The 24,028-nt window shown below is 35.9% G+C and carries 32 protein-coding genes and 1 tRNA gene; 21 read left to right on the forward strand and 12 right to left on the reverse strand.

Features of this window, described 5'->3' with window-relative positions; genetic code table 11:
- Window positions 1-70: 70 nt before the first annotated feature.
- The 3 genes from ACQY22_RS05050 to ACQY22_RS05060 form a co-directional block, all read right to left on the reverse strand.
- Entirely contained in the window at window positions 71-1,042 is a 972-nt protein-coding gene (locus tag ACQY22_RS05050; RefSeq protein ID WP_428325423.1) for a dienelactone hydrolase family protein, read from the reverse strand.
- A 243-nt stretch (window positions 1,043-1,285) separates the two neighbouring features.
- On the reverse strand, window positions 1,286-2,647 hold the full coding sequence (purB, locus tag ACQY22_RS05055) for an adenylosuccinate lyase (RefSeq protein WP_428325424.1): 1,362 nt from the start codon (window positions 2,645-2,647) through the stop codon (window positions 1,286-1,288).
- 42 nt (window positions 2,648-2,689) lie between these two features.
- Window positions 2,690-2,887 carry a hypothetical protein gene (locus ACQY22_RS05060; protein WP_428325425.1) on the reverse strand — a complete coding sequence of 66 codons (198 nt, stop codon included), beginning with the start codon at window positions 2,885-2,887 and terminating at the stop codon, window positions 2,690-2,692.
- A gap of 83 nt (window positions 2,888-2,970) precedes the next feature.
- Here ACQY22_RS05060 and ACQY22_RS05065 point away from each other — a divergent pair, with 83 nt between their 5' ends.
- From ACQY22_RS05065 to ACQY22_RS05075, 3 genes are read left to right on the forward strand one after another with little or no spacing between them, the layout of a single operon-like run.
- On the forward strand, window positions 2,971-4,419 hold the full coding sequence (locus tag ACQY22_RS05065; protein WP_428325426.1) for an RtcB family protein: 1,449 nt from the start codon (window positions 2,971-2,973) through the stop codon (window positions 4,417-4,419).
- On the forward strand, window positions 4,416-4,820 hold the full coding sequence (locus tag ACQY22_RS05070) for a DNA-binding protein (protein WP_428325427.1): 405 nt from the start codon (window positions 4,416-4,418) through the stop codon (window positions 4,818-4,820). The genes ACQY22_RS05065 and ACQY22_RS05070 overlap by 4 nt, the downstream gene beginning before the upstream one ends.
- Entirely contained in the window at window positions 4,820-5,128 is a 309-nt protein-coding gene (locus ACQY22_RS05075) for a hypothetical protein (RefSeq protein ID WP_428325428.1), read from the forward strand. The genes ACQY22_RS05070 and ACQY22_RS05075 overlap by 1 nt, the downstream gene beginning before the upstream one ends.
- On the opposite strand, the gene ACQY22_RS05080 is transcribed toward ACQY22_RS05075, so the two are convergent.
- Window positions 5,125-5,643, reverse strand: coding sequence for a 30S ribosomal protein S11 (locus tag ACQY22_RS05080; RefSeq protein WP_428325429.1), 519 nt, complete (start codon window positions 5,641-5,643; stop codon window positions 5,125-5,127). The two genes, ACQY22_RS05075 and ACQY22_RS05080, sit on opposite strands and share 4 nt — an antisense overlap.
- A 118-nt stretch (window positions 5,644-5,761) precedes the next feature.
- Between ACQY22_RS05080 and ACQY22_RS05085 the strand changes: the two genes are divergently transcribed.
- Window positions 5,762-6,082 (forward strand): hypothetical protein, encoded by a 321-nt coding sequence (locus ACQY22_RS05085; RefSeq protein WP_428325430.1) that lies wholly within the window; start codon window positions 5,762-5,764, stop codon window positions 6,080-6,082.
- On the opposite strand, the gene thiL is transcribed toward ACQY22_RS05085, so the two are convergent.
- Window positions 6,083-7,018 (reverse strand): thiamine-phosphate kinase, encoded by a 936-nt coding sequence (thiL, locus tag ACQY22_RS05090; protein ID WP_428325431.1) that lies wholly within the window; start codon window positions 7,016-7,018, stop codon window positions 6,083-6,085.
- Complete coding sequence (locus tag ACQY22_RS05095; RefSeq protein WP_428325432.1) at window positions 7,002-8,300, reverse strand: phosphomannomutase; 1,299 nt, start codon at window positions 8,298-8,300, stop codon at window positions 7,002-7,004. The genes thiL and ACQY22_RS05095 overlap by 17 nt, the downstream gene beginning before the upstream one ends.
- 53 nt (window positions 8,301-8,353) lie before the next feature.
- Between ACQY22_RS05095 and ACQY22_RS05100 the strand changes: the two genes are divergently transcribed.
- Window positions 8,354-8,427: transfer RNA gene (locus ACQY22_RS05100), tRNA-Thr, on the forward strand.
- A gap of 202 nt (window positions 8,428-8,629) precedes the next feature.
- Here the strand turns inward: ACQY22_RS05100 and ACQY22_RS05105 are convergent.
- Window positions 8,630-8,815 carry a hypothetical protein gene (locus ACQY22_RS05105; RefSeq protein ID WP_428325433.1) on the reverse strand — a complete coding sequence of 62 codons (186 nt, stop codon included), beginning with the start codon at window positions 8,813-8,815 and terminating at the stop codon, window positions 8,630-8,632.
- Between the two features lie 61 nt (window positions 8,816-8,876).
- On the opposite strand from ACQY22_RS05105, the gene ACQY22_RS05110 reads away from it, so the two are divergent.
- Window positions 8,877-9,086, forward strand: coding sequence for a hypothetical protein (locus tag ACQY22_RS05110; protein WP_428325434.1), 210 nt, complete (start codon window positions 8,877-8,879; stop codon window positions 9,084-9,086).
- A 3-nt stretch (window positions 9,087-9,089) separates the two neighbouring features.
- On the opposite strand, the gene ACQY22_RS05115 is transcribed toward ACQY22_RS05110, so the two are convergent.
- Window positions 9,090-9,350 (reverse strand): winged helix-turn-helix domain-containing protein, encoded by a 261-nt coding sequence (locus tag ACQY22_RS05115; RefSeq protein WP_141978549.1) that lies wholly within the window; start codon window positions 9,348-9,350, stop codon window positions 9,090-9,092.
- A gap of 104 nt (window positions 9,351-9,454) precedes the next feature.
- Here ACQY22_RS05115 and ACQY22_RS05120 point away from each other — a divergent pair, with 104 nt between their 5' ends.
- Window positions 9,455-10,033, forward strand: a complete 579-nt coding sequence (locus ACQY22_RS05120) for a hypothetical protein (RefSeq protein WP_428325525.1) — start codon at window positions 9,455-9,457, stop codon at window positions 10,031-10,033.
- On the opposite strand, the gene ACQY22_RS05125 is transcribed toward ACQY22_RS05120, so the two are convergent.
- Together ACQY22_RS05125 and ACQY22_RS05130 are read right to left on the reverse strand one after the other, a co-directional pair.
- Window positions 10,030-10,197: a hypothetical protein gene (locus ACQY22_RS05125; protein WP_428325435.1), complete on the reverse strand. Its 168-nt coding sequence runs from the start codon at window positions 10,195-10,197 to the stop codon at window positions 10,030-10,032. The two genes, ACQY22_RS05120 and ACQY22_RS05125, sit on opposite strands and share 4 nt — an antisense overlap.
- A gap of 157 nt (window positions 10,198-10,354) precedes the next feature.
- Complete coding sequence (locus ACQY22_RS05130) at window positions 10,355-12,106, reverse strand: AIPR family protein (RefSeq protein ID WP_428325436.1); 1,752 nt, start codon at window positions 12,104-12,106, stop codon at window positions 10,355-10,357.
- 75 nt (window positions 12,107-12,181) lie between these two features.
- Between ACQY22_RS05130 and ACQY22_RS05135 the strand changes: the two genes are divergently transcribed.
- The 4 genes from ACQY22_RS05135 to ACQY22_RS05150 all read left to right on the forward strand — a co-directional run bounded on the left by ACQY22_RS05135 (window position 12,182) and on the right by ACQY22_RS05150 (window position 13,820).
- Window positions 12,182-12,643 carry a cupredoxin domain-containing protein gene (locus tag ACQY22_RS05135; RefSeq protein ID WP_428325437.1) on the forward strand — a complete coding sequence of 154 codons (462 nt, stop codon included), beginning with the start codon at window positions 12,182-12,184 and terminating at the stop codon, window positions 12,641-12,643.
- 182 nt (window positions 12,644-12,825) lie between these two features.
- Window positions 12,826-13,059, forward strand: coding sequence for a hypothetical protein (locus ACQY22_RS05140; RefSeq protein ID WP_428325438.1), 234 nt, complete (start codon window positions 12,826-12,828; stop codon window positions 13,057-13,059).
- Between the two features lie 2 nt (window positions 13,060-13,061).
- Window positions 13,062-13,481: a hypothetical protein gene (locus tag ACQY22_RS05145; protein ID WP_428325439.1), complete on the forward strand. Its 420-nt coding sequence runs from the start codon at window positions 13,062-13,064 to the stop codon at window positions 13,479-13,481.
- Between the two features lie 3 nt (window positions 13,482-13,484).
- On the forward strand, window positions 13,485-13,820 hold the full coding sequence (locus ACQY22_RS05150) for a hypothetical protein (RefSeq protein WP_428325440.1): 336 nt from the start codon (window positions 13,485-13,487) through the stop codon (window positions 13,818-13,820).
- Window positions 13,821-14,061: 241 nt separating this feature from the next.
- On the opposite strand, the gene ACQY22_RS05155 is transcribed toward ACQY22_RS05150, so the two are convergent.
- Both ACQY22_RS05155 and ACQY22_RS05160 read right to left on the reverse strand, forming a co-directional pair.
- The gene (locus tag ACQY22_RS05155; protein ID WP_428325441.1) at window positions 14,062-14,436 is read right to left on the reverse strand and encodes a hypothetical protein; all 375 of its coding nucleotides are present in this window, start codon (window positions 14,434-14,436) and stop codon (window positions 14,062-14,064) included.
- 350 nt (window positions 14,437-14,786) lie between these two features.
- The gene (locus ACQY22_RS05160) at window positions 14,787-15,098 is read right to left on the reverse strand and encodes a hypothetical protein (RefSeq protein WP_428325442.1); all 312 of its coding nucleotides are present in this window, start codon (window positions 15,096-15,098) and stop codon (window positions 14,787-14,789) included.
- A 91-nt stretch (window positions 15,099-15,189) separates the two neighbouring features.
- Between ACQY22_RS05160 and ACQY22_RS05165 the strand changes: the two genes are divergently transcribed.
- From ACQY22_RS05165 to ACQY22_RS05210, 10 genes are all read left to right on the forward strand, one after another.
- Window positions 15,190-15,933 carry a winged helix-turn-helix transcriptional regulator gene (locus ACQY22_RS05165; protein ID WP_428325443.1) on the forward strand — a complete coding sequence of 248 codons (744 nt, stop codon included), beginning with the start codon at window positions 15,190-15,192 and terminating at the stop codon, window positions 15,931-15,933.
- A 396-nt stretch (window positions 15,934-16,329) separates the two neighbouring features.
- Window positions 16,330-16,737: a VOC family protein gene (locus ACQY22_RS05170; protein ID WP_428325444.1), complete on the forward strand. Its 408-nt coding sequence runs from the start codon at window positions 16,330-16,332 to the stop codon at window positions 16,735-16,737.
- Complete coding sequence (locus tag ACQY22_RS05175; RefSeq protein ID WP_428325445.1) at window positions 16,734-17,123, forward strand: hypothetical protein; 390 nt, start codon at window positions 16,734-16,736, stop codon at window positions 17,121-17,123. The genes ACQY22_RS05170 and ACQY22_RS05175 overlap by 4 nt, the downstream gene beginning before the upstream one ends.
- Window positions 17,124-17,125: 2 nt before the next feature.
- Complete coding sequence (locus tag ACQY22_RS05180) at window positions 17,126-17,695, forward strand: redoxin family protein (RefSeq protein ID WP_428325446.1); 570 nt, start codon at window positions 17,126-17,128, stop codon at window positions 17,693-17,695.
- Window positions 17,685-19,022, forward strand: a complete 1,338-nt coding sequence (locus ACQY22_RS05185; protein WP_428325447.1) for a hypothetical protein — start codon at window positions 17,685-17,687, stop codon at window positions 19,020-19,022. Before ACQY22_RS05180 ends, ACQY22_RS05185 begins: the two co-directional genes overlap by 11 nt.
- Window positions 19,012-19,287 (forward strand): hypothetical protein, encoded by a 276-nt coding sequence (locus ACQY22_RS05190; protein WP_428325448.1) that lies wholly within the window; start codon window positions 19,012-19,014, stop codon window positions 19,285-19,287. The genes ACQY22_RS05185 and ACQY22_RS05190 overlap by 11 nt, the downstream gene beginning before the upstream one ends.
- Complete coding sequence (locus tag ACQY22_RS05195) at window positions 19,284-20,216, forward strand: hypothetical protein (protein ID WP_428325449.1); 933 nt, start codon at window positions 19,284-19,286, stop codon at window positions 20,214-20,216. Before ACQY22_RS05190 ends, ACQY22_RS05195 begins: the two co-directional genes overlap by 4 nt.
- Complete coding sequence (locus ACQY22_RS05200) at window positions 20,213-22,138, forward strand: hypothetical protein (RefSeq protein WP_428325450.1); 1,926 nt, start codon at window positions 20,213-20,215, stop codon at window positions 22,136-22,138. Before ACQY22_RS05195 ends, ACQY22_RS05200 begins: the two co-directional genes overlap by 4 nt.
- Before the next feature lie 104 nt (window positions 22,139-22,242).
- The gene (locus ACQY22_RS05205; protein ID WP_428325451.1) at window positions 22,243-23,481 is read left to right on the forward strand and encodes a rhodanese-like domain-containing protein; all 1,239 of its coding nucleotides are present in this window, start codon (window positions 22,243-22,245) and stop codon (window positions 23,479-23,481) included.
- Between the two features lie 100 nt (window positions 23,482-23,581).
- Window positions 23,582-24,019 carry a universal stress protein gene (locus ACQY22_RS05210; RefSeq protein WP_428325452.1) on the forward strand — a complete coding sequence of 146 codons (438 nt, stop codon included), beginning with the start codon at window positions 23,582-23,584 and terminating at the stop codon, window positions 24,017-24,019.
- Window positions 24,020-24,028: the final 9 nt, after the last annotated feature.

A 24,028-nucleotide genomic window follows, 5' to 3' on the forward strand; every position in this document is an offset into this window, starting at 1 on the left:
TAATTGCGTCTCATTTTATTCTCCAAGAAAAATTCAGGTCTTTTTGGGTTCAAACCATATTTTTAATAATTTATTTTAGATTCTCTTCAAAAAATTCTATTGTTTTTTGCCATGCATCCATTGTAGCTTCAGGAGCATATCTCTCACCTGATGGGTTTGCAAACGCATGGTCCACATCTGGATAAATGTGAATGTCATTAGTAATGCCAACTTCGTTTAATGCCGATTCAAAATCATTTACCTGTTCAGGAGGAATTCCCTGGTCAAGCTCTGCAAAGATTCCAAGTATTGGCCAATCAATTGATGATAATGTTTCAGGTTCTGTGACTAGTCTTCCGTAATAGATTGCAGTGGCATCCATGTCTTCATTGTTTAATGCAAGGTTAAGTGATTGTTGTCCGCCAAAACACCATCCAATTGAACCCATCTTTTCAGGTGAATATTGTTCTTGAAGATATTTTGTTGCAACATTCATGTTTTCAATCCAATACTGTTCCTCAAATGAACTTCTTAGCTCACGTGCCTCATCTGAAGTTGTGGCCACTTGTCCGTCATACAAGTCAACTGCAAAAACAATGTATCCATGAGACGCAAGTTTTTCTGCCATGTCATGAATATTTTCATTTAACCCCCACCATTCATGAATCATAATGACTGCAGGATATTCTCCATCGACAGTAGGTTTTGCCAAATATCCATTAGAGTTTTGAAAATAGTTTACATCCGTTGTCTCTACTGGATACTCTCCAAGTGTGAAGATTTCTGAATTGTTGTTTCCAGTTGTATAGTCAGGTAGAATGTGAATTGCCCATCCTCTCTCAATTAGTTTTGCAACAGAATCTGGTTTCAGACAGGCTGGATTTCCATTTGAAAATTTCATTACAAGTTCCAAACCTTCAGTACAAGTAATATTTCCAGGATCTATGCCTTGTTGAATTTGTTTTAGTGGTGGTGGATGATATGCAATTGCATCTGCTAGTACAATTTGTGATAGTCCTAAAACTATACTGAGAAAAATTATCGCAATCACACTAGTTTTCAATGCTTTAAGATGTTCATTATTTGGTATAAAGAATTCTCCAAAAAAGGTTCAAACCTCTATGGACTCATTTTTTCTTTATGAATAGTTTGAACATGTCTTCGGAGAAAACCTTCACTAGTTAGACGTCTTTTACAATGTGGACAAGTTACCCTTTTAGCCATTCATGAATTCATATTTTTTTATGAATTTCATACATTTGAATGTTAGTTATTAAAAGAGATTTGTATCCCAGTTGGTTCAAGCCTAAAGAAATTTCTTTACTGTTTTTTGAACAGACTGGTTTACGTTACTGATAATCTTAGGTGATGCGCCCAAGTGTTTTTCAGGTGAGAATATTGCATCAATCTCTTTTTCAGTTAACTTTGATGTGAATGCTTTGTCGTTTTTGATTGCATCTTTGTAGAACATTCCCTTGTCATTTGCCAAAAATGCAACTCGTTGTACATCCCTGTATGCAACAAATCTTGGAACACCTTTCTTGATTAGTGCCTCTAGTACAAATTCCGCAAAGATTTGTCCCTTTGTGATGTAGAGATTATCAACAATTCTCTTTTCGTTTACCAATAGATTTGAAACAATTCTAGTCATGGTTTCAAGCATCTCATCAACTAGAATGGATACTGTAGGAATTACAAATCGCTCGTTAGCTGAATTTGATAAATCACGCTCATGCCACAATGGAATGTTCTCAAATGACAATGCAACCTGACTTCTAACTAGTTTAGATAATGATGATACACGCTCACTTTTGATTGGGTTTCTCTTTACAGGAACTGCACTGCTTCCCATCTGTCCTTTCTTGAATTGTTCTGCAACCTCACCGATTTCTGTTCTCTGCAGATTTCTAATCTCAATTGCAATTTTTTCTAATGTTGCACCAATCAAAGCTAATTCAAAGACATATTCTGCATATCTCTCCCTTGGAACTACCTGAGTTGTAACTTCAGCTGGGAATAATTTTAATCGCTTTGCAGCTCGTTTCTGAACTTCAAGTGACTTTGCACCCATTAGAGAACCTGTTCCAACAACACCTAGTGTCTTGCAAATCAAAATTCTTTTCTTGATTTCCTCAATTCTCTCTACGTGCTTTGCCATCTCTGCTGCCCAGTTTGCAAATTTTAATCCAAATGAAATGATACTGGCATGTTGTCCGTGTGTTCTACCCACTGCTGGAATCTTGGAGTGCTTTACTGCTTTTTTTGCCAAGATTGATGCCATCTTTGCAACTTTGGGTTCAATGATTTGCAGTGCATCTCGCATCTGCATAGAGTTACTTGTATCAACCAAGTCATTGCTTGTCAATCCATAGTGAATCCATGGTCTTGCATCTTTAGTACACTTTTCACTTAGTGATTCAACAAGAGCTGCAGTATCGTGATCACTTTTAGCTTCGAGTTGTTTGATTCTTTTTGCAGTAATTTTACCTGAATTAGCTGCTTTGAAAATTTTTCTTCCAACTGTTTTTGGAATCATTCCAATTTCACTTTGAGAAATTGCAGCAGCTCCTTCAATTTGTAATTGATAGTTGACTTTTTTTTGTTCACTAAAAATTTCCATCATTTCTTTAGTGCCATAACGGCCACTATCAATAGGTAGAATTGCCAATGATTCAGATTGAATCTATTGGAAAATAAATCTACTCCTCGTCTAGTATCGTGATTTGTTTACTGTTGCAATCTTTCTTTGAGATCTAGGCTCCTTTGTTTTGGCCTTTGATTTGCTAACTTTACCTTCTGTTTTGATGCTTTTACCGCTTCTTCTTGCTGCCCTTGATGCTTTTGCTCTTGTTTTTTGTTCTTCTTTTTGCTTTTCCTTTTCTTCTTCAGTTATTTTTCCTCTTACCATATTTTCTAAATGTGATTTATCCTAGATAAGTCCTATTCTTTTTACTAAACTTAAAATTGGAACCACACAACTTTTGAAACTGTATGAGTGATATGACTCCAAAAAAGATTGGAGAAAATCAATACCAAATTGATGCTGATTCTAATTTAGGAATGAAAGTTCCAGTAAAAATTTACGCAAATCAAGCACTACTTGACAAAATGCTTACAGACAGAACTATCATGCAAGCAAGAAATGTCTCATCTATTCCTGGAATTGTAGGACACAGTGTTGTTCTACCTGATGGACACGAAGGATATGGCTTTCCAGTTGGCGGAGTTGCTGCCATGGATGCTGAAGAAGGGATGATTAGTCCTGGTGGTGTAGGTTATGACATTAATTGTGGAGTGAGATTACTTCGCTCTAATCTAACTGAAGAAGCAGTTCGTGCAAAACTAAAGGACTTGGTAACTGATTTGTTTAGTTCAATTCCTTCTGGTGTAGGTTCAAAGGGTGCAGTAAAGCTTAGTCATTCAGAACTTGATGAGGTTCTAGTTAATGGAGTAAACTGGGCAATTGATCATGGATATGGTTCTACAAATGATTCAGATGTTTGTGAAGAGAACGGTCAGATAAAAAATGCAGACCCTAACAAAGTTTCAGATAAAGCAAGAAAGAGAGGGGCTCCACAACTTGGAAGTTTAGGCTCTGGAAATCACTTTTTAGAAATTCAAAAGGTTGCAGAAATCCATGATCAAGAAGCAGCTGAAAAGATGGGAATCAAAGAAGGAACAATTACAGTTCTAGTTCATTGCGGTTCAAGAGGATTTGGTCATCAGGTGTGTAGTGATTACTTGCGAGTATCAGAGCAAGCAATGTCAAAGTATAACATTACATTACCAGATAGAGAACTTGCATGTGTTCCAAATACTTCTGAAGAAGGAGAGTCTTACAGAAAAGCAATGTTTGCAGCTTTAAACTTTGCATGGAGTAACAGACAGATGATTACTCATTGGACAAGAAAATCTTTTGAACGTGTCTTTAATCAGTCTGAATCTGATCTTGACATGAAACTAGTTTATGATGTTGCACACAATATAGCTAAAGTTGAAAAACACAAAGTAAACGGAGAAGAAAGAAAACTAGTTGTTCACAGAAAGGGTGCAACTAGGGCATTTCCTGCAAACAGAGATGAGATTCCATCAAGGTATCGCCACTTGGGACAACCAGTATTGGTTCCAGGTTCCATGGGAACTGCAAGCTGGATTCTACTTGGACAACCAAACTCTATGGACTTGAGCTTTGGTTCTACTGCACATGGTGCAGGAAGAACAATGTCCCGTTCCAAGGCAAGACGAAATTACACTGAAAATGATGTTAAAAAATCCCTAAATGACAAGGGCATCTTTATCAAGGCATTGACCAGAGATGGAGTTGTGGAAGAGACCCCTCAAGCCTACAAAGATGTTGATTCTGTAGTTGATGTATCCCATAATCTGGGAATTGCCACCAAAGTGGCAAAATTAGTGCCTATAGGTGTGATTAAAGGTTGAGTGATGATTCAGAACTAGAACGACTAAAAGCAAAGAGACTAGCAGAGATGCAAAAAAATCTCATCTCTAGACAGGATACAGAAAAAACTCCTGAACAAACCCAAGAAAAGCCTGCTGAAAATCCACGAGACATTCTAGTCAAAGTTTTGGGATTTCGAGGACTAGAAGTTTTAGAGAATGCAGAATCTCAATTTCCAAATGAAACACAAATGATTGTACAAAAATTATCTGAATTAATCAAATCAGGAGAACTAAACGAAACAATTGATGGCGGACAACTATTAACATTATTCAGAACAGTTGGACTAAACATTAGAATGGAAACTAAAATCAATGTTGAACAAGATGGAAAATTTGTCTCACTAACTGACAAACTCAGCAAAGAATCAAAGGATGAATAATGGTAATAACACTAGAAATTTCTACAAAAAACTATTCAGATGATTCATTTAACATCAAAAGAGCTCTCTCCCACATGGAAACATTAACTGGTGCATACAACGGATACATGTTTAGTGAACCCAAAGAAAACTTTGGTTGGACTTTTTTTCAAATTGCATTCAAAGCAGACTTGCATGATGGCATTGCAACAAAGTTTGCTGACATGTTAACACGATACAGATCTAAACCCGAAGAAAAGTTTGCTGAATTTATGAGAGATTATTTTGCTTCTAAAAATTGTGACGTAAAAGTTAGAGTTGTTGACTAGACTCTTCTTCCTCTCTTTCCACCCTTCTTTCTAGTGGTGTCATGAGGAATAGGTGTAACATCATCAATTCTTCCAATCTTAAATCCGCCTCTTGCTAATGCTCTGATTGCAGCTTGTGCACCTGGACCTGGAACTCTAGAACCAACTCCACCAACGGCACGAACTCTGATGTGGAATCCTGTGAATCCTTTTGTCTTTGCAGATTCTACCACTGCATTTGCAGCTTTCATTGCAGCAAATGGTGATGATTCGTATCTGTCTGCATTGACATGAATTCCGCCTGAACTAATGGAAACAGTTTCTCCACCAGTAAGATCGGTCATGTGAATGATTGTGTTATTGTAACTACTGTAAATGTGAGCGATACCCCATTTTTCTGGGCCCTCTTTCTTTGCCTCTGGTTGGGCTTTTTCTACTACTGCTTCGGTTTTTGCTTCCTCGACAGGTGCCTCAGTCTCTTGGGCTGGTGCCTCTTCGACAGGTGCTTCCTCAACTTTGGCTTCAGTTTCTGACAATGACTACTCACACCTAAAGGGGTTTAAAAAACATTGATTTTGGAATTTTGCTTTGATTTGGCCACTTTAGCCAAAAACGACCATTCTTCTTATACTGAAAAAAGCTCTGAATTCTCATATGGGAAATATTTTGTTTCTGGCAATTGGTGTTGCAATATCTGCTGCCTTGTTTGGTTCAATGGCTATGCAGTCTCTTGCTCCGATCAATGAAGTAATTTTATCTCCTCAAGAAAAAAAATGCCAACAAATTGCAAATGAAGGATACAAGATGCATGCACTATACCCCGAAGCTCATCCTGATGAACTGCCAGATGATGACAAAAAGAGATTACTTTACCTTGATGACTTGTGGATGACTGAATGTGTTGCAGTTTTGCCTGCCGAATCTGTTTTTGATATTGTAAATAATGTAGAGCGAGACGTATCTTACGACGAATAATTATCTAAAGTGTTTCCAACCTTTGTCTTTTAGAGAAACTTTTTTGTTGTCTCTTTGTAATATCACACCTTTACCTGTAGTGACATAACCAATTTCAATAATTGGTGTTCTGAGTAGTTTTGCATTCTTTAGAATTGTTTTTTTGTATTTTGGATTAATGGTAAACACAAACTCGTACTCTTCTCCTCCATGAAATACTAATTTGTCTTGATTAGACTTTGCAAACTCTTTTAGATCTTTTTTGTGTGGAGAGTTTGTAATAACAAATTTCTTCTTTGATTGCTTTGCCATCTCGTTTAGCGTAGTGGATAATCCATCACTGGAATCCATTGATGATGTAAAGTATCTTTTGTTCTTCACACCAAAATCTACTCTTGGTTTTGGATGAATCACTGACTGTACAGCTTTTGCAACAAAGTCTCTTTTTCCTTTCTTCTTGTGCAATAGTATGCTCAAACCTGCTCCAGTATAGCCAAATGGCCCTGTTGCAAAGATCAAATCCTTGTTCTTAGAACCCTTCCTAGGTACGATTCCATCATCACTACCAAACAGGCATACATTAAACACAATCTCCTTTCCTGCATTCGTATCGCCTCCTAGAATCGAAATTCCAAACTCACTGCATGCCTTTCTAAAGCCACTTGCTGCCTCCTCAACCTTTGAGCGTGAGATGCCTGAAGGGAAATTGACTGAAATGATACCATACCGGGGCTTTACTCCCTTTGCAGCAAAGTCACTAACACATGCTACCACACTCTTTCTTGCAGCATCATCTAGTTTCATTTTAGGAGGAATGTCCGTACTTTGAACCAGTGTGTCTGTCTTTGCTATGATGTTTGCTTTGTTTAGTTTGAAAATCTCTACGTCTTCAAAATTCTTGTTACCTAGTTTCTTTTGAAAAATTTTGATAATTTCAGATTCATCTAACTTGCTCATAACTTTGATTCACCAATTCTATTGTATCTTTTACAATCTGTTTGCATTTCTTTTCATCATTTGATTCAGCTGAGACTCTAATGATGTCTTCAGTGTTTGACTTTCTTACCAATACCCAACTGTTCTCATCAATTATTCCTTTAACACCATCAAGTGTAATTACTTCTGAATAGTTTTTCTCAAATGTTAATTGCACTTGCTCTATCACTTTGTCATGGAATTGTGCATCAATTGCAGTCTTGTCTCTTATTTGGAAATAACTTTCCATAAAGTCTAGTATTTCATTAAATTTTGTAGTTCCAAGCATTGATGAAATTAGACCACTAGTTAGAATTCCTTCTCTACAATAATTAAACTCCGGCAAAATAAAACCACCACTGCTTCCTTCTCCTCCAGCTTGTGCATTGTCTTTTATCATTTGTTCAATGACGTTTGCTTCTCCTACTTTGGTTCGCTGAACTGTTCCGCCATTTTCTTTGATAAATTTTTCAACTGAAACACTGGTGTCAATGCTTAGTACAAATTTTTTGTATCCAAGATCTAATGACTTTGCAACTCCCAATCCCAAAGTTACATCTGGTGTCTGTTTCTTTCCATTTCTAACAACAACCAATCTGTCTCCATCCAAGTCAAATGCAAAACCAATCTCTTTTCCTGATGATGCTGAAACTAGATCCGATAAACTGTCTGCAGTGGGATCAGGGCCTCTAGTACTTGCTTCAAGGTTATCATTAATCACAGCCACCTTGCATCCGATTGATTCTAGCAGTTCAGGCGCAAATCCCTTTGCAGCCCCGCCTCCAATATCGACTACCACTTCAGGATTAGTGTCTAAACTTCCTATGATTTTTCTTGCATCCTCAATGTATGATGATGAAATGTCTTCTTCTGAACCAATCCGTGTCTTTGGAAGTTCTTGTTTCTCAATTATCTGTGGAAGTTCTTTTTCATTGATTCCTCTTCCCTCAATGATGAATTTCAATCCATTCCATTCTATTGGATTGTGAGATGATGAAACAACAATTCCTGCACCATACTTTCTTGCTTCTCTAAAAACTACTGGTGTTGGAACAGTCTCTAAATTAAAAACATCAATTCCGTTTTTCATTATAGCTGCACTTGCAGTATCTTTTATCATGGAACCTGTCGGTCTGGTATCTTTTCCAATCACACATTTACCTGACTGTACCAGTGATGAGAAATTGTTACAAAATTCTAGTACGTCTTTTAGATTAAGATCTTTGCCAAATATCCCTCTAATCCCAGAAATTGTTTTCTTCAATCAATCCAACTCAGGAAGGCTTTTTATTAACTCTGATGGATTTATCCAGACGTGCCTTGGTAGCTCAGCCTGGTAGAGCGAACGCCTCGTAAGCGTTAGGTCGCGGGTTCGTACCCCGTCCGAGGCTTTAATTTAATTTCAAAAAATATTTGTAAATAATTAATTTGATTCATCAAGGGCTTCAATGTCTACTTCTAGTTCTTTTCCTAAACCAATCCACCATTGCTTAGTATCTTCTGTCATATTCCCCTCGTAATTCTCCTAAAATCATCCTTTATAGATCTGCCGGTTGATCAAAAGTTGATCAATTCCTAACTTTTTTCTAAAAATTATTCAGCTTCTTCTTCTCTCTTTCTCTTGAATTTCCTGTACAAGATTATCGTCAGTGCAGCTCCGGCACATCCCCAAAATAATGGCGATAATCCAGGTTCAACTGTAGGCTGAAAAGCTCCAACAAAGCTTGCAAACATGATACCTATCAAAACCAATCCACCAAGTTCAAGCATTTTTGCCATGTTTTCTCTGCGTTTGTGATGATATCAAAAAGATATATGGTTTTGTAAATTATCTTCTCATATGGACAAATATCTTACTGTAGTTTTGATGTTCATGATTGTAACTATTGCAATTGCATTCTTTGATCCTACTACTGGAGATATGCGATTCATTCCGCATCTATTCTATGGCGGAATTGCAGGAATAATCATCATCTTCGTTTACAGTTCCTACAAGGAAAAGAAAGCACGACAAGAAGCAAATGCTAAACGTAAAAGATCTAAAAAGTAAGTTTTAGAGTTCTAAACCAAATGATTCAGCAATACTTGAAAAGTTTGCATAAGACTCTAAATATTGTCTTCCTTTTGGTGTAATTACAAAAGTGTTTTTTCCATCAAACTCAATCTTGTTGATTAGACCTGCTCCAGTCAAGTTATCCAAGAATTTGGATAGTCTGGAATGTGATAAATTGGCCTTTGTTAGAAGTGAGGTTGTCTTGATGCCTTCCTGTCCAGACTGTTCAGTAACAGTCAACAAATCAGCTACAATTTGCATGCTAGTTCTATAGGAAACCATACGTAGTTACTCTCAAACTCTGATATAAGGGTATTACCACCAATTCAGATCAGATAAATAATCTCTTGCCTGATTTGCCAACAATGTCTGCAATTCCATGGTTCAATGACTTTGAAGGTGTTGCTTACCGTTATTATGATCTTCGCATGAATGTTGTCCCGCTAGTTTCAGACAGAAAAGAGTCTGCTTCCCTGTGGCATGATACCATTCGTTTCTGGGTAGATCCGTCAATTAAGATCAGATTTGTCGAAATTGGCGACAAGTACTGGTTTATCATGGGTGCTGATTCCCAAAAGCCTGACACAAATCTTTCCTTTTACAAAGTCTTGCAAAAGTCCGAACACTATGAGCGATTCAAGAAAGGCCACGGTGGTGAAGCATATCTGAGATTGGGAACATATGCACACAAGTCACTTGATGATGTGAAAAAAGATGCATTGTGTAATTGTGGACATGAGGCAAGAGATCATGATGAAAATGATAACGATGAATGTTTGTACCACGATTGTGATTGCAAAGAGTTTTCAACTTTTCAAGTAAACTTGCTTAAACGCAAAAAAACAATCACTGACATACAATTTCTTCAAGAAGAAGATGTAAAAGATGATCCACTTGTTTGGAACTGTTTTAACGCAAATGATTTTTCAGAATCAGAAACTTAGTCTAGTTCTTTGTTTACTCTAATGTGATCTCCAGGATAATACTCGTGAAGCTGTTTTGAATAACAGTCGCCGCAAAGTGTACCTTCTATTCCCCATTCTTTCATTGGATGAAATGGTTGGTTAACTTTTTCACCACAAATTACACATTTTTCTTTTAGTCCCAAAGTGTTTTCTGCTCTTTTTAATCGATATAAAAAACATTCCCGCATACAGATGATAGTTATGTTAAATACAACCTGTTTTTAGGAAATTCAGGTACTAGTCTGACCAATGTAAACCTCCTGCAAGATTTTTACTTGGTTGGACTATTGCCTACTAGAATCACAACAAACTGTTTGTGAGTTTCTTTAGTGCCAAGATTTCATCTTCTTCTTGTCTTATTTTCTTGTCAATCACTCGCAGCATTGTATCATTCCACACATGTTGGGAAAAGAAATTGTGCTTTGTGTTTGCCATCTCTATTTCATCATCAACTACAGTATCCTCCAAAAATTTTGTAACAATAATGTCTGCTAGCTTTAAAATTCGAGAATTCAGTTTGAAACTGCGAAAAACTGGCTCTATTTTTCTAATATCTCCCTTAAAATCGCCCTTTGTTTCGAGAATCTTTTTGTGTAGAATTCTAAAGTATACTGCAACATAGAACAGAGTTGCATACCTCTTTGTCTTGTGACCCCCTTTCTTTCCATACTTTAATGACTTTTTTGCAAATTCCTTTACCAAGTACGGATACAACAAAATTCTGTAATCATCCTTTAGGTTGTCATTAAAAATATCATCATACTTGCTTCCTCTTGGAAGAAATTGAGCTGGCGAGCTATAAGCTTCAGTTGGTCTTTGTTCAATTCCTGCAACTAGACATTGAATTGCATCTTTTGCAACAATGACCTTTTTGTGATTGTCTGGCAAGTAATTGTTGTATGTAGAATCTCCTGCATAGTCGCATTGTTTTGATTTTGATTTTGTATCAAAGGAACCTGCTTGAATCTCATAAAAGTATCCAGAGTTTTTTAATTGTGACTTAATTGACTTGTGAAAGTCCATTAGAGAAACCAAGTCTTTTCCTCTTACAGAGTTTTGAGAGTTTCTGTACTTTGTAATGTTGTTTTGTTCTTGTTCATCATCAGCTTTGATTATTGTAACTGTCATAGAGCCATCCATGTTCTTTGTTCTCTTTGAATGATCCAAAATAGAATTTGATGTCTGAGCACCATTGACTATCTGTGGTGCGTGAAGCTCTATCATGTTCTCACCTAGTTCTGAAAAATCACTTACTACAATTGTAATTCCATTATTGTAAAAGAAGAATTTGTTAGGGTTACTTTGTAGTGTGTCTCGCAGTCCTTTGTTTACTGTAGTCTTGAACTGCATCCATTGTCTGATGTTTGATTCAAATACATAGTCTCTATTCTTGCTTACAAACTCTGTTAACTCGCGTAGTTTCAAAATACCTAGGATTGTATTTTCATGTCTGAGCATCTTTTCTAGTCGTATTGATGATTTTTTGCCTGCAGCTGGCTTTTTTATCCTGTCCCATAATTTCTGAATGATTTTCTCCTCGTCAATTACCTCTACTAGTTCATCATGATAGTCTACTTTTTGGTCTGTAACGTAGCAGCACTTTACTTTGAGATTTTTTTCTTTAATCTTTGTAACAAGCTGGGCCAACTCTGGTCTCATCTTTGTAACGTCTTTTGCAAGCAGTCTCTTTGCATCTTCTTTGAACTTTGCAATTGCTTCTAGTGAATGAGATGTACCATATTTTGATTGAAATAATCTAATTGTATTATCTGAAAAATCTACTGGCAAATACGCATCAATTCCTAGATCGTTTGCACCATCTACAATTGCATCTGCCGCATCATCTTCTGTTGCCTCAAAGACTCGCGTTAATATCCACTGCAGAAAGTTATTTCCCTTCTCAACATCACTCTTAGAGTTCTCAGCATACTCGTGTATGCTTCCTCTGATGTTTTCTGCAAATCCTTCTAGAGGTGGGCTGGAATTTTTTTGAACTAGTAGTGTGTGTGAGCCAGGTATGTATTCTAGTAACCCGTTTCCGTTTTGAGACAATCTACTTTTCTAGTATGTTATATATTTAGAGAATTTGGTAATTATGTAATAACTCAGTTTTGGATGTGAAAAGATTTGATAAAAAAAATAGTTGCAGCAAGCATAGTTGGTATAGTGATTATTGTGGCACTCGCTGCAGCATTCTCAACTGAAATGGATCCACAGCCAGAACCACAACTCGAATCAAATCTTGAAGTTTCATCTTATTCCATGCAAGGAGTTTTGCAGCCTGATGTTATGACTGGAGGCGATGTTATCATGCCAACCAAAGTCTCACGACCTGGCTGTGAAGAAACTGACAGATGCTACATCCCATCTGTAATTACAATTAGTGCAGGCGAGTCTGTAACATGGGTAAATGAGGATTCTGCATTTCACAGCGTAACTTCAGGATTTTATGACACACCACAAGATCTCTTTGATAGCGGACACATGGATCCTTTTGATTCTTACACGCTAACATTTGATGAACCCGGAACTATTGATTATTTTTGCACCTTGCATCCTTGGATGGAAGGACAAGTTATTGTAGAGTAAAGGTACCCGAGGGAGTCGAACCCCCTTGTATAGGCTTTGCAGGCCCACGCATAACCGTTCTGCCAGAGTACCGTTTTGAAAAACACAAAATGAACAATTAAACTCTTGTGATATTCAATCCCTCAAGGATTAGTACACAAGATCAGAAGTACTTATGAACTTAGTAATTTCAGCCAAAAGTATTGCAAGTATATTTTCGTAAAGAAATTCAGGCTTTTGAATATGTCTCATTTTCTGAATTAAAACTCAACAGCCAATCTGACTTTTGCTGCGAAAAATTATCAAAATATGTTTCATCAGTAAAATCTTGGAACGGAAAAATTGGAAAGTACTCTATAGTTGAGAAAGACAACTATGTCCCAATTGATTTTTGTCCTTTTTGTGGTGAAAAAATAGAATACATCTCTGTGACCTGAAAATGAAAACTAGAAATAAAATAATTATAATTGTGGTAACTGCAGTAATTTTATTATTAATAGTAAACACGATTATCCCTGCATATCTATACGCTCAATCTGATAAACTAGGTTTTATTTTGTATAATTGTGCATTTGGAATGCACCGTTATGGCTCCTTAATGCTGATCACTTATGACAATGGAACGCATACAATTAATGAAAATTCTTGTGCTTGGATAAAAAACTCTGATCATAAACCAGCTTCTATGGAGTATCAAGAAATTAATGGTATGTCTTGTGATGAACTTATAGAAAGACACGCTACCAATAGGCCTTATCAAAATAAAGAAAATAAAATATTTGCTGAATCAAAAATTTCAAATTGTAATTTTGTAGATGATTGGTCTGACACGCAGAAAAAAGTAGATGAGTGGAGATAAAAAATGAAAACTAGAAAAATATTTTGGACTTGTATTTCAGTTTTTACCATGATAATAATAGGCATAGTTTTGTTCATGAATATTCTTTCGTTTGAACGACTGTTTCCTTTAGAATGTGATGTATCTGAAGAATGGTTAAGAGGAAAAACAGATTTTCTTGTGATAAAAGATTTTTTTGATAGATATCCTGATTCAAAATTTGAAAATTTGGGAAATATGAAAAACATGCCTAAGTTTTGCCAATATGCATTTGTTTCAGAAAATGATGGTAAAACCAGACAAATGATAATTACTGTTGACAAAAACCTACAACTAATGAAAATATCTGTAGATCCTTGAGAATAAAATGAAAACTTTTGGCAAAAAATGCAAATGCGGTCATTTTGAAAGTGATCATATCAATGAAAACAAGAATTTCTATGAACCTAATCGCTCTCCCGAAATGGATTATTTTATGTCCCCGCCACCAATTATAGAAAACCCAAAACGAATTCGATGTAAGATTTGTTTGTGTGATAAGTTTATTCCAGAAAAGAAAGGATTTTGGAATAACCTCTATTAAACTAAATGAGTAACTAATTTACTTCAAATCCCACACACATGTGTCGTGGTTAAATGAATGAGTACTGTTGTCAATTATTTTGTTTGGTGCAAATCCACCTGGAGTACAAAATACCACATATGGATTACCGCCTGTAGATTTTTCTACTGGTGCTGGTATGCATGCTATAGCTTTTTCAGCTCCAACTCTTGCATTTTCAGAACTCCAGTATTTCCCTATCTTTTGTTTTTCAAGGATTTCAGAACACGTAATTGTTTTCAGTTCTTCTTTTTCTATTGCAGCATTTGGATACATTACATTGTATCTGTAATCCAGAGATGCTCCAAAAATTATGAAAACTGCAACAAAACACACCATAGGAATTAACCAGAATCGCAAGGATTCTTCTTCCATGATTACGTATGGTTGATACTCTATTTAATCACTTGAATTGCAAATTGCGCCTATTGACCCCAAACTAGAGCTGAATCCATGTGGATTCAATCTTCTGAATCATCTGGAGATGCCGAAATTGATGCTGCAAGAGCTACATTTGTAGAAAAATTGCAAGAATTAAGGCAAGCAATCGAGGATGGAGACTGAAAGAGTTTCTGAGTTAAGAGAAGAACTCAAAGATCTTAGAGGCGAGTTAGGTAACATTAGATCATACAGAAGTTAGGTCTAATCCCTACTCTCTTTTTTATTTTTTTTAAAACGGTTCAAGCCTATAGTATTCAAATCTAAAATAAAAAAAGAAGAGAAAATCATCCTCTTCCCATTGCAGCGTATTTTCCCTTGCGACCTCTAACAAAAAATGCAGAAGCGATTCCACCAAATATTCCTGTAGATAGTATCAAGGCACCAAGTACTCCGTCAGCTGCAAACATTGGAGTTCCTGAGCCTGTACTAGGATTTTCATTTGCAATTCGTACTCTGTCTTCTGAGAGTTTGAGGTAATCCTCAAGACCTGTATGCCCAGAAGATGGCAGATATTGAGCAAATGCAAGGTTGCTAACAGAAGGTAATATCAAAACACTTAACATTACTCCTGCTATGATTGTCTTTTTTCTATTCATTGAATAAATTACGTGAATTTTGCATAAAGGGTTTGATGAAATTTTTGTTTTACTAATCCTTACATACTATGTTGTCTTATATTATGCACCTATGAGCAATGAAACTTCAAAGACGATAGATGCTGTAAACATTTTTTCTTTAGATGATGAAAAAATGAAAATTCTGGCCAAAGTCATTTCAAACAAATCAAGTATCTCTATTTTGAATTTATTATTTGATGATGAGATGACTGCAAATGAAATTGCTCAAAAAACAAACATGTCATTGCAATTAGTAAAACATTATTTAGAAAAAATGCAACAGATTGAACTTGTATGTGTTTCAAAAGTTGAAAAAAACTCTAAAGCACGAGACATGAATTATTACAAAGCATCAAAGCTTGCAATTGTAATCACTCCATCAAAAATTACAGAAAAGACAAAGAAAAGCAAATTGTTGTTACGTTCATTTAACTCCATTTCCAAAGTACTTGGTATGGGAATTGTTTCTGCAATAACTGCCATGTCTTTAGTTGTGGTGTCAGCTGAAAGTAGGTTGTTACAACCAATACAGAGCTGGTATTCTCAGTTTAACTTGCCCATCAAAATCCCAGGAACTGGTATTGCAAACTCTATGGATGAGTCATTATACTTGGCAAAGACAAAGGTAGAATCAGTAGTATCAAATCCTGGAGAGGGTTCTGGAACGCCATATCTAGATCCTTATACTGGCGTATCTGAATTAGCAGGAACTGATTTTCTAATCATGCTTTCAATATTGGCAGGAGTAGGTGCAGTGTTATCATTTGTATTTTTCAATAATGTGATACGAACATACCAAAAAATTGATGAATGATTTTGTATCTTTTTGTGCCTAAATATGCCCATTTTTGACCCCCATATGGCAGTTGAATGATGATTATTCCTGAAATTTTTGATTTGTTCTCATATTCGAGCTAATTCTGTCTCTCGTCTGCTTCTGTTTGAGCGATTTGAAAAACGTGTACGGGTATTGCAGCAAGGACATCTAAGGAATCTTTTTTCAAAATAATAGTCACAGTTATTGCAATAACACCCACCTTTTTCATAGGCTGTAGGCTTTGATCCTTTCTCAAATGTTTGACATTTGTTTTTACATGCAGTCAATCCCATTTTCTTCTAATTAGTCCTCATATTATATGAAGGTATCATCTTATTCTAATGATGTCAATAATACGAATACTTTATGAGTCACATTTCTTAATTTTTTGTGATGATTGACGAAATCGAAGGTATGACTGTAATGGTTTCTGATCAACAAAAGGCATTAGAATTCTACACTGAGAAACTAGGATTTGAATCAAAACTAGATACAGATGTTACAGGATTTCGATGGATAGTGGTAGGACCAAAAAACTCTAAAACTGTACTTAGCTTGGCAGATCCTACCAGTGTTGAGAAATGGTCTGAACAAAAATCAACAAAACTAGATCTTAAAATTGGTACTCCAACTGGGATTTGGTTTTTTACAAAAAACATTGATGATACATATCAGGAACTTCAATCAAAAGGAATTGAAATCACAAAACCTGAAAAACAAGTTTGGGGAGGAATAATGTGTACTGTTTATGATCAAGACAAAAATAGTTTTGGTCTTGTTGGTGATTCTGAAGAAAAATGAATAATTTCAAATTCCGTCAAATTGAAATCAAAAACATTGATTTACTAATATCAAAAAACATTGGAGACAAGGAACGTCTTGAATCTATTCAGATGAAACTTGCACGTGGGTTACACTTGTTTTCTGAGAATCGTGCCTATGTTGATGCATTAATTTTAGAAAATCTCTCAAATGATGAGATTGAAGAGATAAAAAATCAAGTAAAATCTGTAACTCTTGAGAAATCAGAGTTTAATGAACAAAGTATGACTAGATGCATATGTTGTGGTAATCCAAAAAAATCTCTTGATAGTGGTGGAATGTGTACTGAATGCTATTATGAATATAGAATGAAAATTTCAAGATTTATTACAAAACCTATGGGAAATATGGGATTCTTGTTTTAACAATGAACGATAGTTATACAAAACTTTCAGTAGATCTTCCTGTACCAAAAAATGACGGTAAGGCATCTCATCTCTTAGGAAGAACAATCCCAAATCTCATTTTACCCTCAACTAAAAACAGTTTTTTTGATTTGTCTGCAATTGAGAAAAAATATGGAATCTTGTATTTTTTCCCAATGATGAGTATGCCTGAAAAAGAATTACCATCCGGATGGAATGACATTCCTGGTGCACGTGGATGCACTCCTCAAAATATTTCAATTACCAAACACATGGTAGAACTTGAAAAACATGATGCTATTCCAATTGGAATTTCTTCGCAACCAATTGCAGATCTAGAGAAATTGTCTACATTAAGGAATTTATCACAAATTCTAGTATCTGATAACAAACTAGAATTTCAAAAGAAACTCAATGTTCCTGTCTTTGCAGTTGATGGAAATACATTGTATAGACGACTAACACTGATTGTTAAAAATTCCAAAATCCTAAAGGTGTTTTACCCTGTTTTTCCTCCTGATGAACACATTTTTGAGATATTGAAATGGTTGGAGAAAGAAAATGAAAACTAGTTTTTTGATAATTGCTTTGGTTTTTGTAGGTGCTTTTGGCACTGTTTATGCTACACCTGAACCTGAACCTGTACCCGATGAACCTGTCTATACTAACTGTGGTCCTGGAACAACACTGCAAGACGGTATATGTGTAGTAGATGATACAGAAGAAAATTCCGATGATTCTGTTCGCTGGGGTGGAGCTGTTTTTGCAGAATGCTCAGAACAACACAGAGAAGCATGTATTGATGAGAATGGAAAATTTGACTATGGTGCATACTGGGACAGCTTTTGGGAGCCTATACAAGTACAACATAGTTTTGAAAAAGACAGCACTGCTACATTTGAGCATCATAAAGACGAATTAGGATTTAGAGGAAAAATAAACGCAACGCAAGAAGATGTCATTACAATTACTGTCCCAAGAAATGTCGTTGATTCTATTTTTAGAAACTGTGATCCTGATGACTTGATGCTGCTTGCAAACTATGAAGAACAATATTCTGATACAATATCTCATGACGGATTGTATGAGCATGACATACAGGCAGAACAGATTGCAAACCAGACTCACAGGCAAATAACCTTTGGAGTTTTACCTACAATGTCTTTTGAACTGGTAGGATCTTTTCCTTTGGGATTGGCAGAAGAAATGTTTGATACGTGTGGTGCACCAAATGGATATTTAGCATATTATACACCTCCAAGATTTCAAGCAGAAAATGGAGTAGAACCCTCTAAAGTAAAATGCAATGATGGTCTGGTTTTACTACAGAAACATAGTGGCTCTCCTGCATGTGTAAAACCTAACAGCGTCATAGACCTTGTTAAACGCAATTGGATGACTACTGATGAGATAGATGGATATGCAATTGACTATGATGGAGATGTAAAACATTTGCCATTTGCAGATATCTGTACTAATGAAATGAAGATACTTTTACTGACATATTCCAACATAAGCTTACCTGAGGAACACTTTGTAATGGAAGATGTAGTGTTGCCCTCTGGAATGAATCAAGAAGACTTTGAACAATGTGCACATGAAACAGAATTTACTAAATCGAGATGGAATATGGTGTCTGTAGAAAATACTGATGAATTTGATAAAACATGGGGAGGTCCTGGAAACAGACATCCTGCATTTTGGGGATATGATATTCCAAAAATCTGTACTGAGGACATGATAAAACATCTGGTAAAATATTCTACAATGTTTGATAGGAGTGCACCATATTCTCTTGAATGGGTTAGTTTGGATGATGGTATTGATCCGGATGACTTTGATGCATGTGTAGAAGAATTGTTGGAAAGAAATCCTAAGGAACTAGAAAATGAAAACTAGATACATCGCAATAGGTGCAGTAATTTCTCTCATATTGGGAGTTGCTATATCTATTCTAAGTATCGAAACATTTCCCTCTGAACCTCCTCAAAATTTGCCCAAAGGAATGGTTCCTATAACACCTGAAGTTGGAAAAACATCAACTCCTATTGGAATTTACATGATTATTGCAAGCGTGTTTGTTCTGATTGGAATTGGCATCTATTCATTAATTGACTTTCAAAAAAGAAGAACTGGTAAAACGGATATGAGAAAAAGAAAATGAAAACTAGATTTTTGATAATTGTTGGTCTATCAGTTATTGGAGGCTTCCTAGTTTTACCAACAATGTCATATGCATTTGCAGCATGTGCACCAACACCGTTTGGTGAATCTATGCCATGTTTTGATAGTTTTCATGTATTTCATGAACCTCTCACAGAAGAATTGATTATGGATTCAATCTACAGAAATCTTGAAACAAACTATGATGGATGGATTCAAACTGATAGAATCTGGGCAAATAATGATGTGGGCTATGAACATCCAACAATAATTTGTACTGCATTTGATTGGAATGGTCAGACTAATTATCGAATGCTACAATGGAAAGATGACTATAGACTTTCAAGTCTAGAAGATCATCGAAATGATTCAATGTGTGACAAGTGGTTTCCTCCAATGTCCTTAGATGCTTCAAATCCTAGTTTTGATTGCAAAGAAGCAGTAAAAAATGAAATCCCTACTGACTGGAAATACAATTGCTATGATGAACCTATGGGTAACCCACTCCGAGACATCAGCTTGTCCAAATCTGATGATCCTCAAAGATTACAATTCATCTTGGAGCATTGTGAAAAATATGGTCCACTTGGTTATGTTGGAGAATTAAGATATCTTAATGACACTCATCTGATAGATCTTGATACTTGTCAATGGGATGTTAGATCCAACAGCGGAATAAGCTTGGATAGAACTGTATACACTGTACCATTTTCTGGAGAAAAATCAGAACAAACAAAGGTACTTTGTGAAGATGAATATGTGTTAGTTGATGGAATATGTGCACCGAAACCAAAACCATCTGATTTTAGAGATTTGCAAACGGGTGAAACTATATCAAATCCTGAAGTGATTGTAATAATTCAGAGTCTTGGAGCAATACTGATAATTTTATTCATTGTAATTTATGCAATAAGGAAGAGAAGAAAATGAAAATTAAAATCGCAATAATTAGTGGAGTTATACTTGCAGCTATATTGTTTGCAGGATTCTCTTCATCCTTTATGTTCCCAAATCCAACTTGCCCTGCTGGAACTGTTCTAAAAAATGATGTTTGTGTGATTGATGCAGATTATACTCGGAATTATGACTACAAGATTACTGGCACACAGGCTGGAGCTGGCTCTCACACAAAATCAGAACTAATCTTTACTCGAACTACTATCGATGAACCACTAATCGTAGACTCTACTGAATTGACCAAAGACCTGTATCACACTGAAAATATCATGTTCTGGGATTGGCAAATCTACACTTTGGAGAATTTTGTCTTTGTTAGTTGGATTACCTCTGAGCAGTCCTGGTCTGATGTATTTTTAGCAATAAGTGATGATTACGGCAAAACTTTCGAAGTAAAAAACATCAGTCAGAATAGAAATTATATTGATCATTATAAGATAGATTTTTCTGATGAGATCCTCTATTTTGTATGGCATCAGGATTTTATCACTGAAGAAAATAATCATCTGACCCATCTTTATTTTACAAAATCTGACAATTATGGAGAATCATTTGGACAACAAAAACTCATGAGTGGTTTTGATACTCGATCTTTTGAGTTTGACATGGAAGCATTTGATGATAATGTCATTTTAGTTTGGAGAGAAGATACGGATTCCCAAGAAGAAAAAAACATATGGTTTGCAATAAGCACTGACAAAGCAGAATGGTTTGATAGAGAAGCAAAATTGTTTGGGGCTCGTATTGACGTAGAATCTTTAGATGGAATTTTACATTTTACCGGACTTTCAGAAAGACATGACACTCAAGTTTGGTATGCATATAGTGACGATGTGGGACAAACTTTACACAAAAAAATAATCTTTGATGCTGATTGGAAACTCAGTCCTTATGCTGAACGCCCTTTTCCAAAGATTACATTTGAAGATAATATTTTTGTAGAATTTGAAATGAATAATGCAGACGGTGAAAAAACGCATTACAAAGTTCCTATAATTGATGAAGATGAGCAAGAAGTTGACTGGTCAGATATTACATTAATGAAACCAAACAGTGTGGAATTTTTCTATTATCCTAACCCTCAGGATAAAGAGGACACACATCAGTTATTCATGCTAATTAGGCTGCCTGAGTGGATGGGCGGTGCAGAAAATGATGTTTCTGCATTTAGAGCATACAGTGCAAAGGCGCTAGATGATCCATGTATCGTAAAATATTGGCCTGATGTAGGACGGCAACGAATTGAGAATCCATGTCAGGGAGGAATGTACCGAGTAATTGATGGTGCCATAACTTATGGTGCAACACATAGAACAACTGCAATGACTGCACTTCCATATCTTGAACTTTCAATTGATAACAATGGAATGATGTATGTCGAACCTCCCACATTTACTCCATCTGAAAATGGTGTGATTGCATATGGCAGAAACTTATCCCTGGATGAAATACGTGAAAACTCTGAATTTCTTGCCGAATCATTTGCAAAACACTATCCAAAGTATCCTCCAATTCCAACCGAGTTTGCTGGATACATCTTGTCTGAAATTACACCTGAAAACCATTCTACTACTGTAAGATACTTGGATTTTCCAAACAAAGTTGGATATGTCACTTTGATAGTGGGAACTGGAGCAATGCATCAGGATTTTTCAAAATCTAATGTGGAGTATTGGCATATAGGTGACACTGAAATCAAAATTGCTGGAACTGCAATGGATGAAGACAGTACTACGCATGAATATTTTAGAACATATGAAATAACATTTAGAGACGGATACTATTACATGATAGAAGGGAAAAATCTAGAGTTTCTCAAAAAATCAGTTGTCTCAAGCTTTTTCCCAGATTTTGAATATGATGATTTGCTTTTAATCTCAAATACTGCTGAATAGGAAATAACAAAGAATAATGAAATTGTCTATGACTCAACTGTATGTTCATGAATGACATTAATCTGAACATTGGCAAATAAATAGAACAAATACGTAATTGTATTATGAAACATTTCATTTTATTTGGAGTTTTGATTCTTTCACTAATTCTAATTGTTAATTATGATCCTATCTTTGCATCTCATGGAGGTTCGCATCATGATGATCAAATGGGCCAACACGGAATGAAAGATAAAACAATGGGACACCATCATATGTCACACAAAGGAATGTGTGCCCCAGGATTTGTGTCCCTTGATGATATGTGTGTGCTAGATGACCGATGCGGACCAGGAGCTTATGCAGGAAAAGTTTGCATGATGGATGGTGTCATGAAAGAATACCTAAGACCACATCATCAAAAACATGCAGGAATTTCTGCTGAAAATATTATTTGTGCTGAAGGAAAACATTTGATGTTCAAACATCATGATGCAAGTCCCGCTTGTGTATCCTCTCACTCTGTAGATAAACTAAAACATAGAGGATGGCAAACTGAAAAACCTCCAATTGCATGTACAATGGAATACAATCCAGTGTGTGGGGCTGATGGTGTAACATATGGAAATATGTGTAGTCTTCATGCTGAACATATGGGATTAAAACATCCTGGTGAATGTGTTGTCTCATCTTCTATGGATTTAGAAGAATCATTCTCATTATCTCCAAGTGAACTAGAACAACAGATGACACTTGATCCTAATCTGGTAGTAATTGATATGCGGGATTCAAACTCATACGTGGATGGACATATTGCAGGCTCTTCAGTTGATGTGATGGAAGGTGCAACCCTTGATAAAAGAATCAAAACAATGTTTAGTAGAATTCCTGAAGTAGCACAAAATATCCATGTGGTTCTTGTTGGTGATTCTCAAAATAATGCATTAGACTCAGCACAAATTATGAATGATGCAGGAATCAAGACCTCTTTTCTTGCAGATGGAATAGAGTCATGGGGTGAACTTTCAACAAAGATGACTCCAACTGTAACTTCTTCAGAAGAACTATACCAACAATTACAAAATCAAGATGACGTTTATCTTCTTGATGTACGAGAACCTTCTGAATTAGAGGTAACTATGATTTCAGGAAGTAAAAACATCCCACTAGCAGATATCTTCATTGAAGAAAATTTGTCTGAGATTCCAACTGACAAACCAGTGGTGATTATTTGTGGCTCTGGTAATCGTGCAACCATTGCAACATATGAGTTGGCACAACATGGAATTGACTTTCAGGTATTGGAGGGTGGAATCATAGCATGGGATGCCTATCTAGATGAAAACAATCTGCCTAAACACTGAAAATTTTATCTATCTACATCTACTTTGAACTCAAATCTCTAATTATCATAATTGATTTTTGAATTTAACAATAAATATTCAAAGAAACACCAATACTTTATTGGAAAAAATTTTGGTTCCGTTTGATGGCTCAGGATATTCTCAAAAAGCTTTTGAGAAAGCATTGGAAATTGCAGAAAAATTTGCATCAAAACTCATAGTCATCACTGTTTTACAATCTACAGTGTCTGAATCTGCGGGTATTTCACTTGAAAGGATGCAAGAGATACAAGATGAAGAGAAAGACACAGCAACTGTAATGCTCAAAAAACTAGAATCGCAAGCAAATGCCAAAAATGTTTCATTTTTGATGCAAGTGATTCACAACCCTTCGTCTGCTGATGGAATAGTAACTTTTGCTGATAAGAACAATATTGATTTGATTGTAATTGGATCTCATGGCAGAACAGGTTTTAGAAAGATTGTGTTGGGTAGTGTGGCAAATGGAGTGCTTGCACAGGCTAAATGCCCTGTATTGATAACTAAAGGAACAGAATAACTATTACAT

Origin of the sequence: Candidatus Nitrosopumilus sp. (assembly GCF_965263415.1) — an archaeon.
In the GTDB taxonomy this organism is placed as follows: Archaea; Thermoproteota; Nitrososphaeria; order Nitrososphaerales; family Nitrosopumilaceae; genus Nitrosopumilus.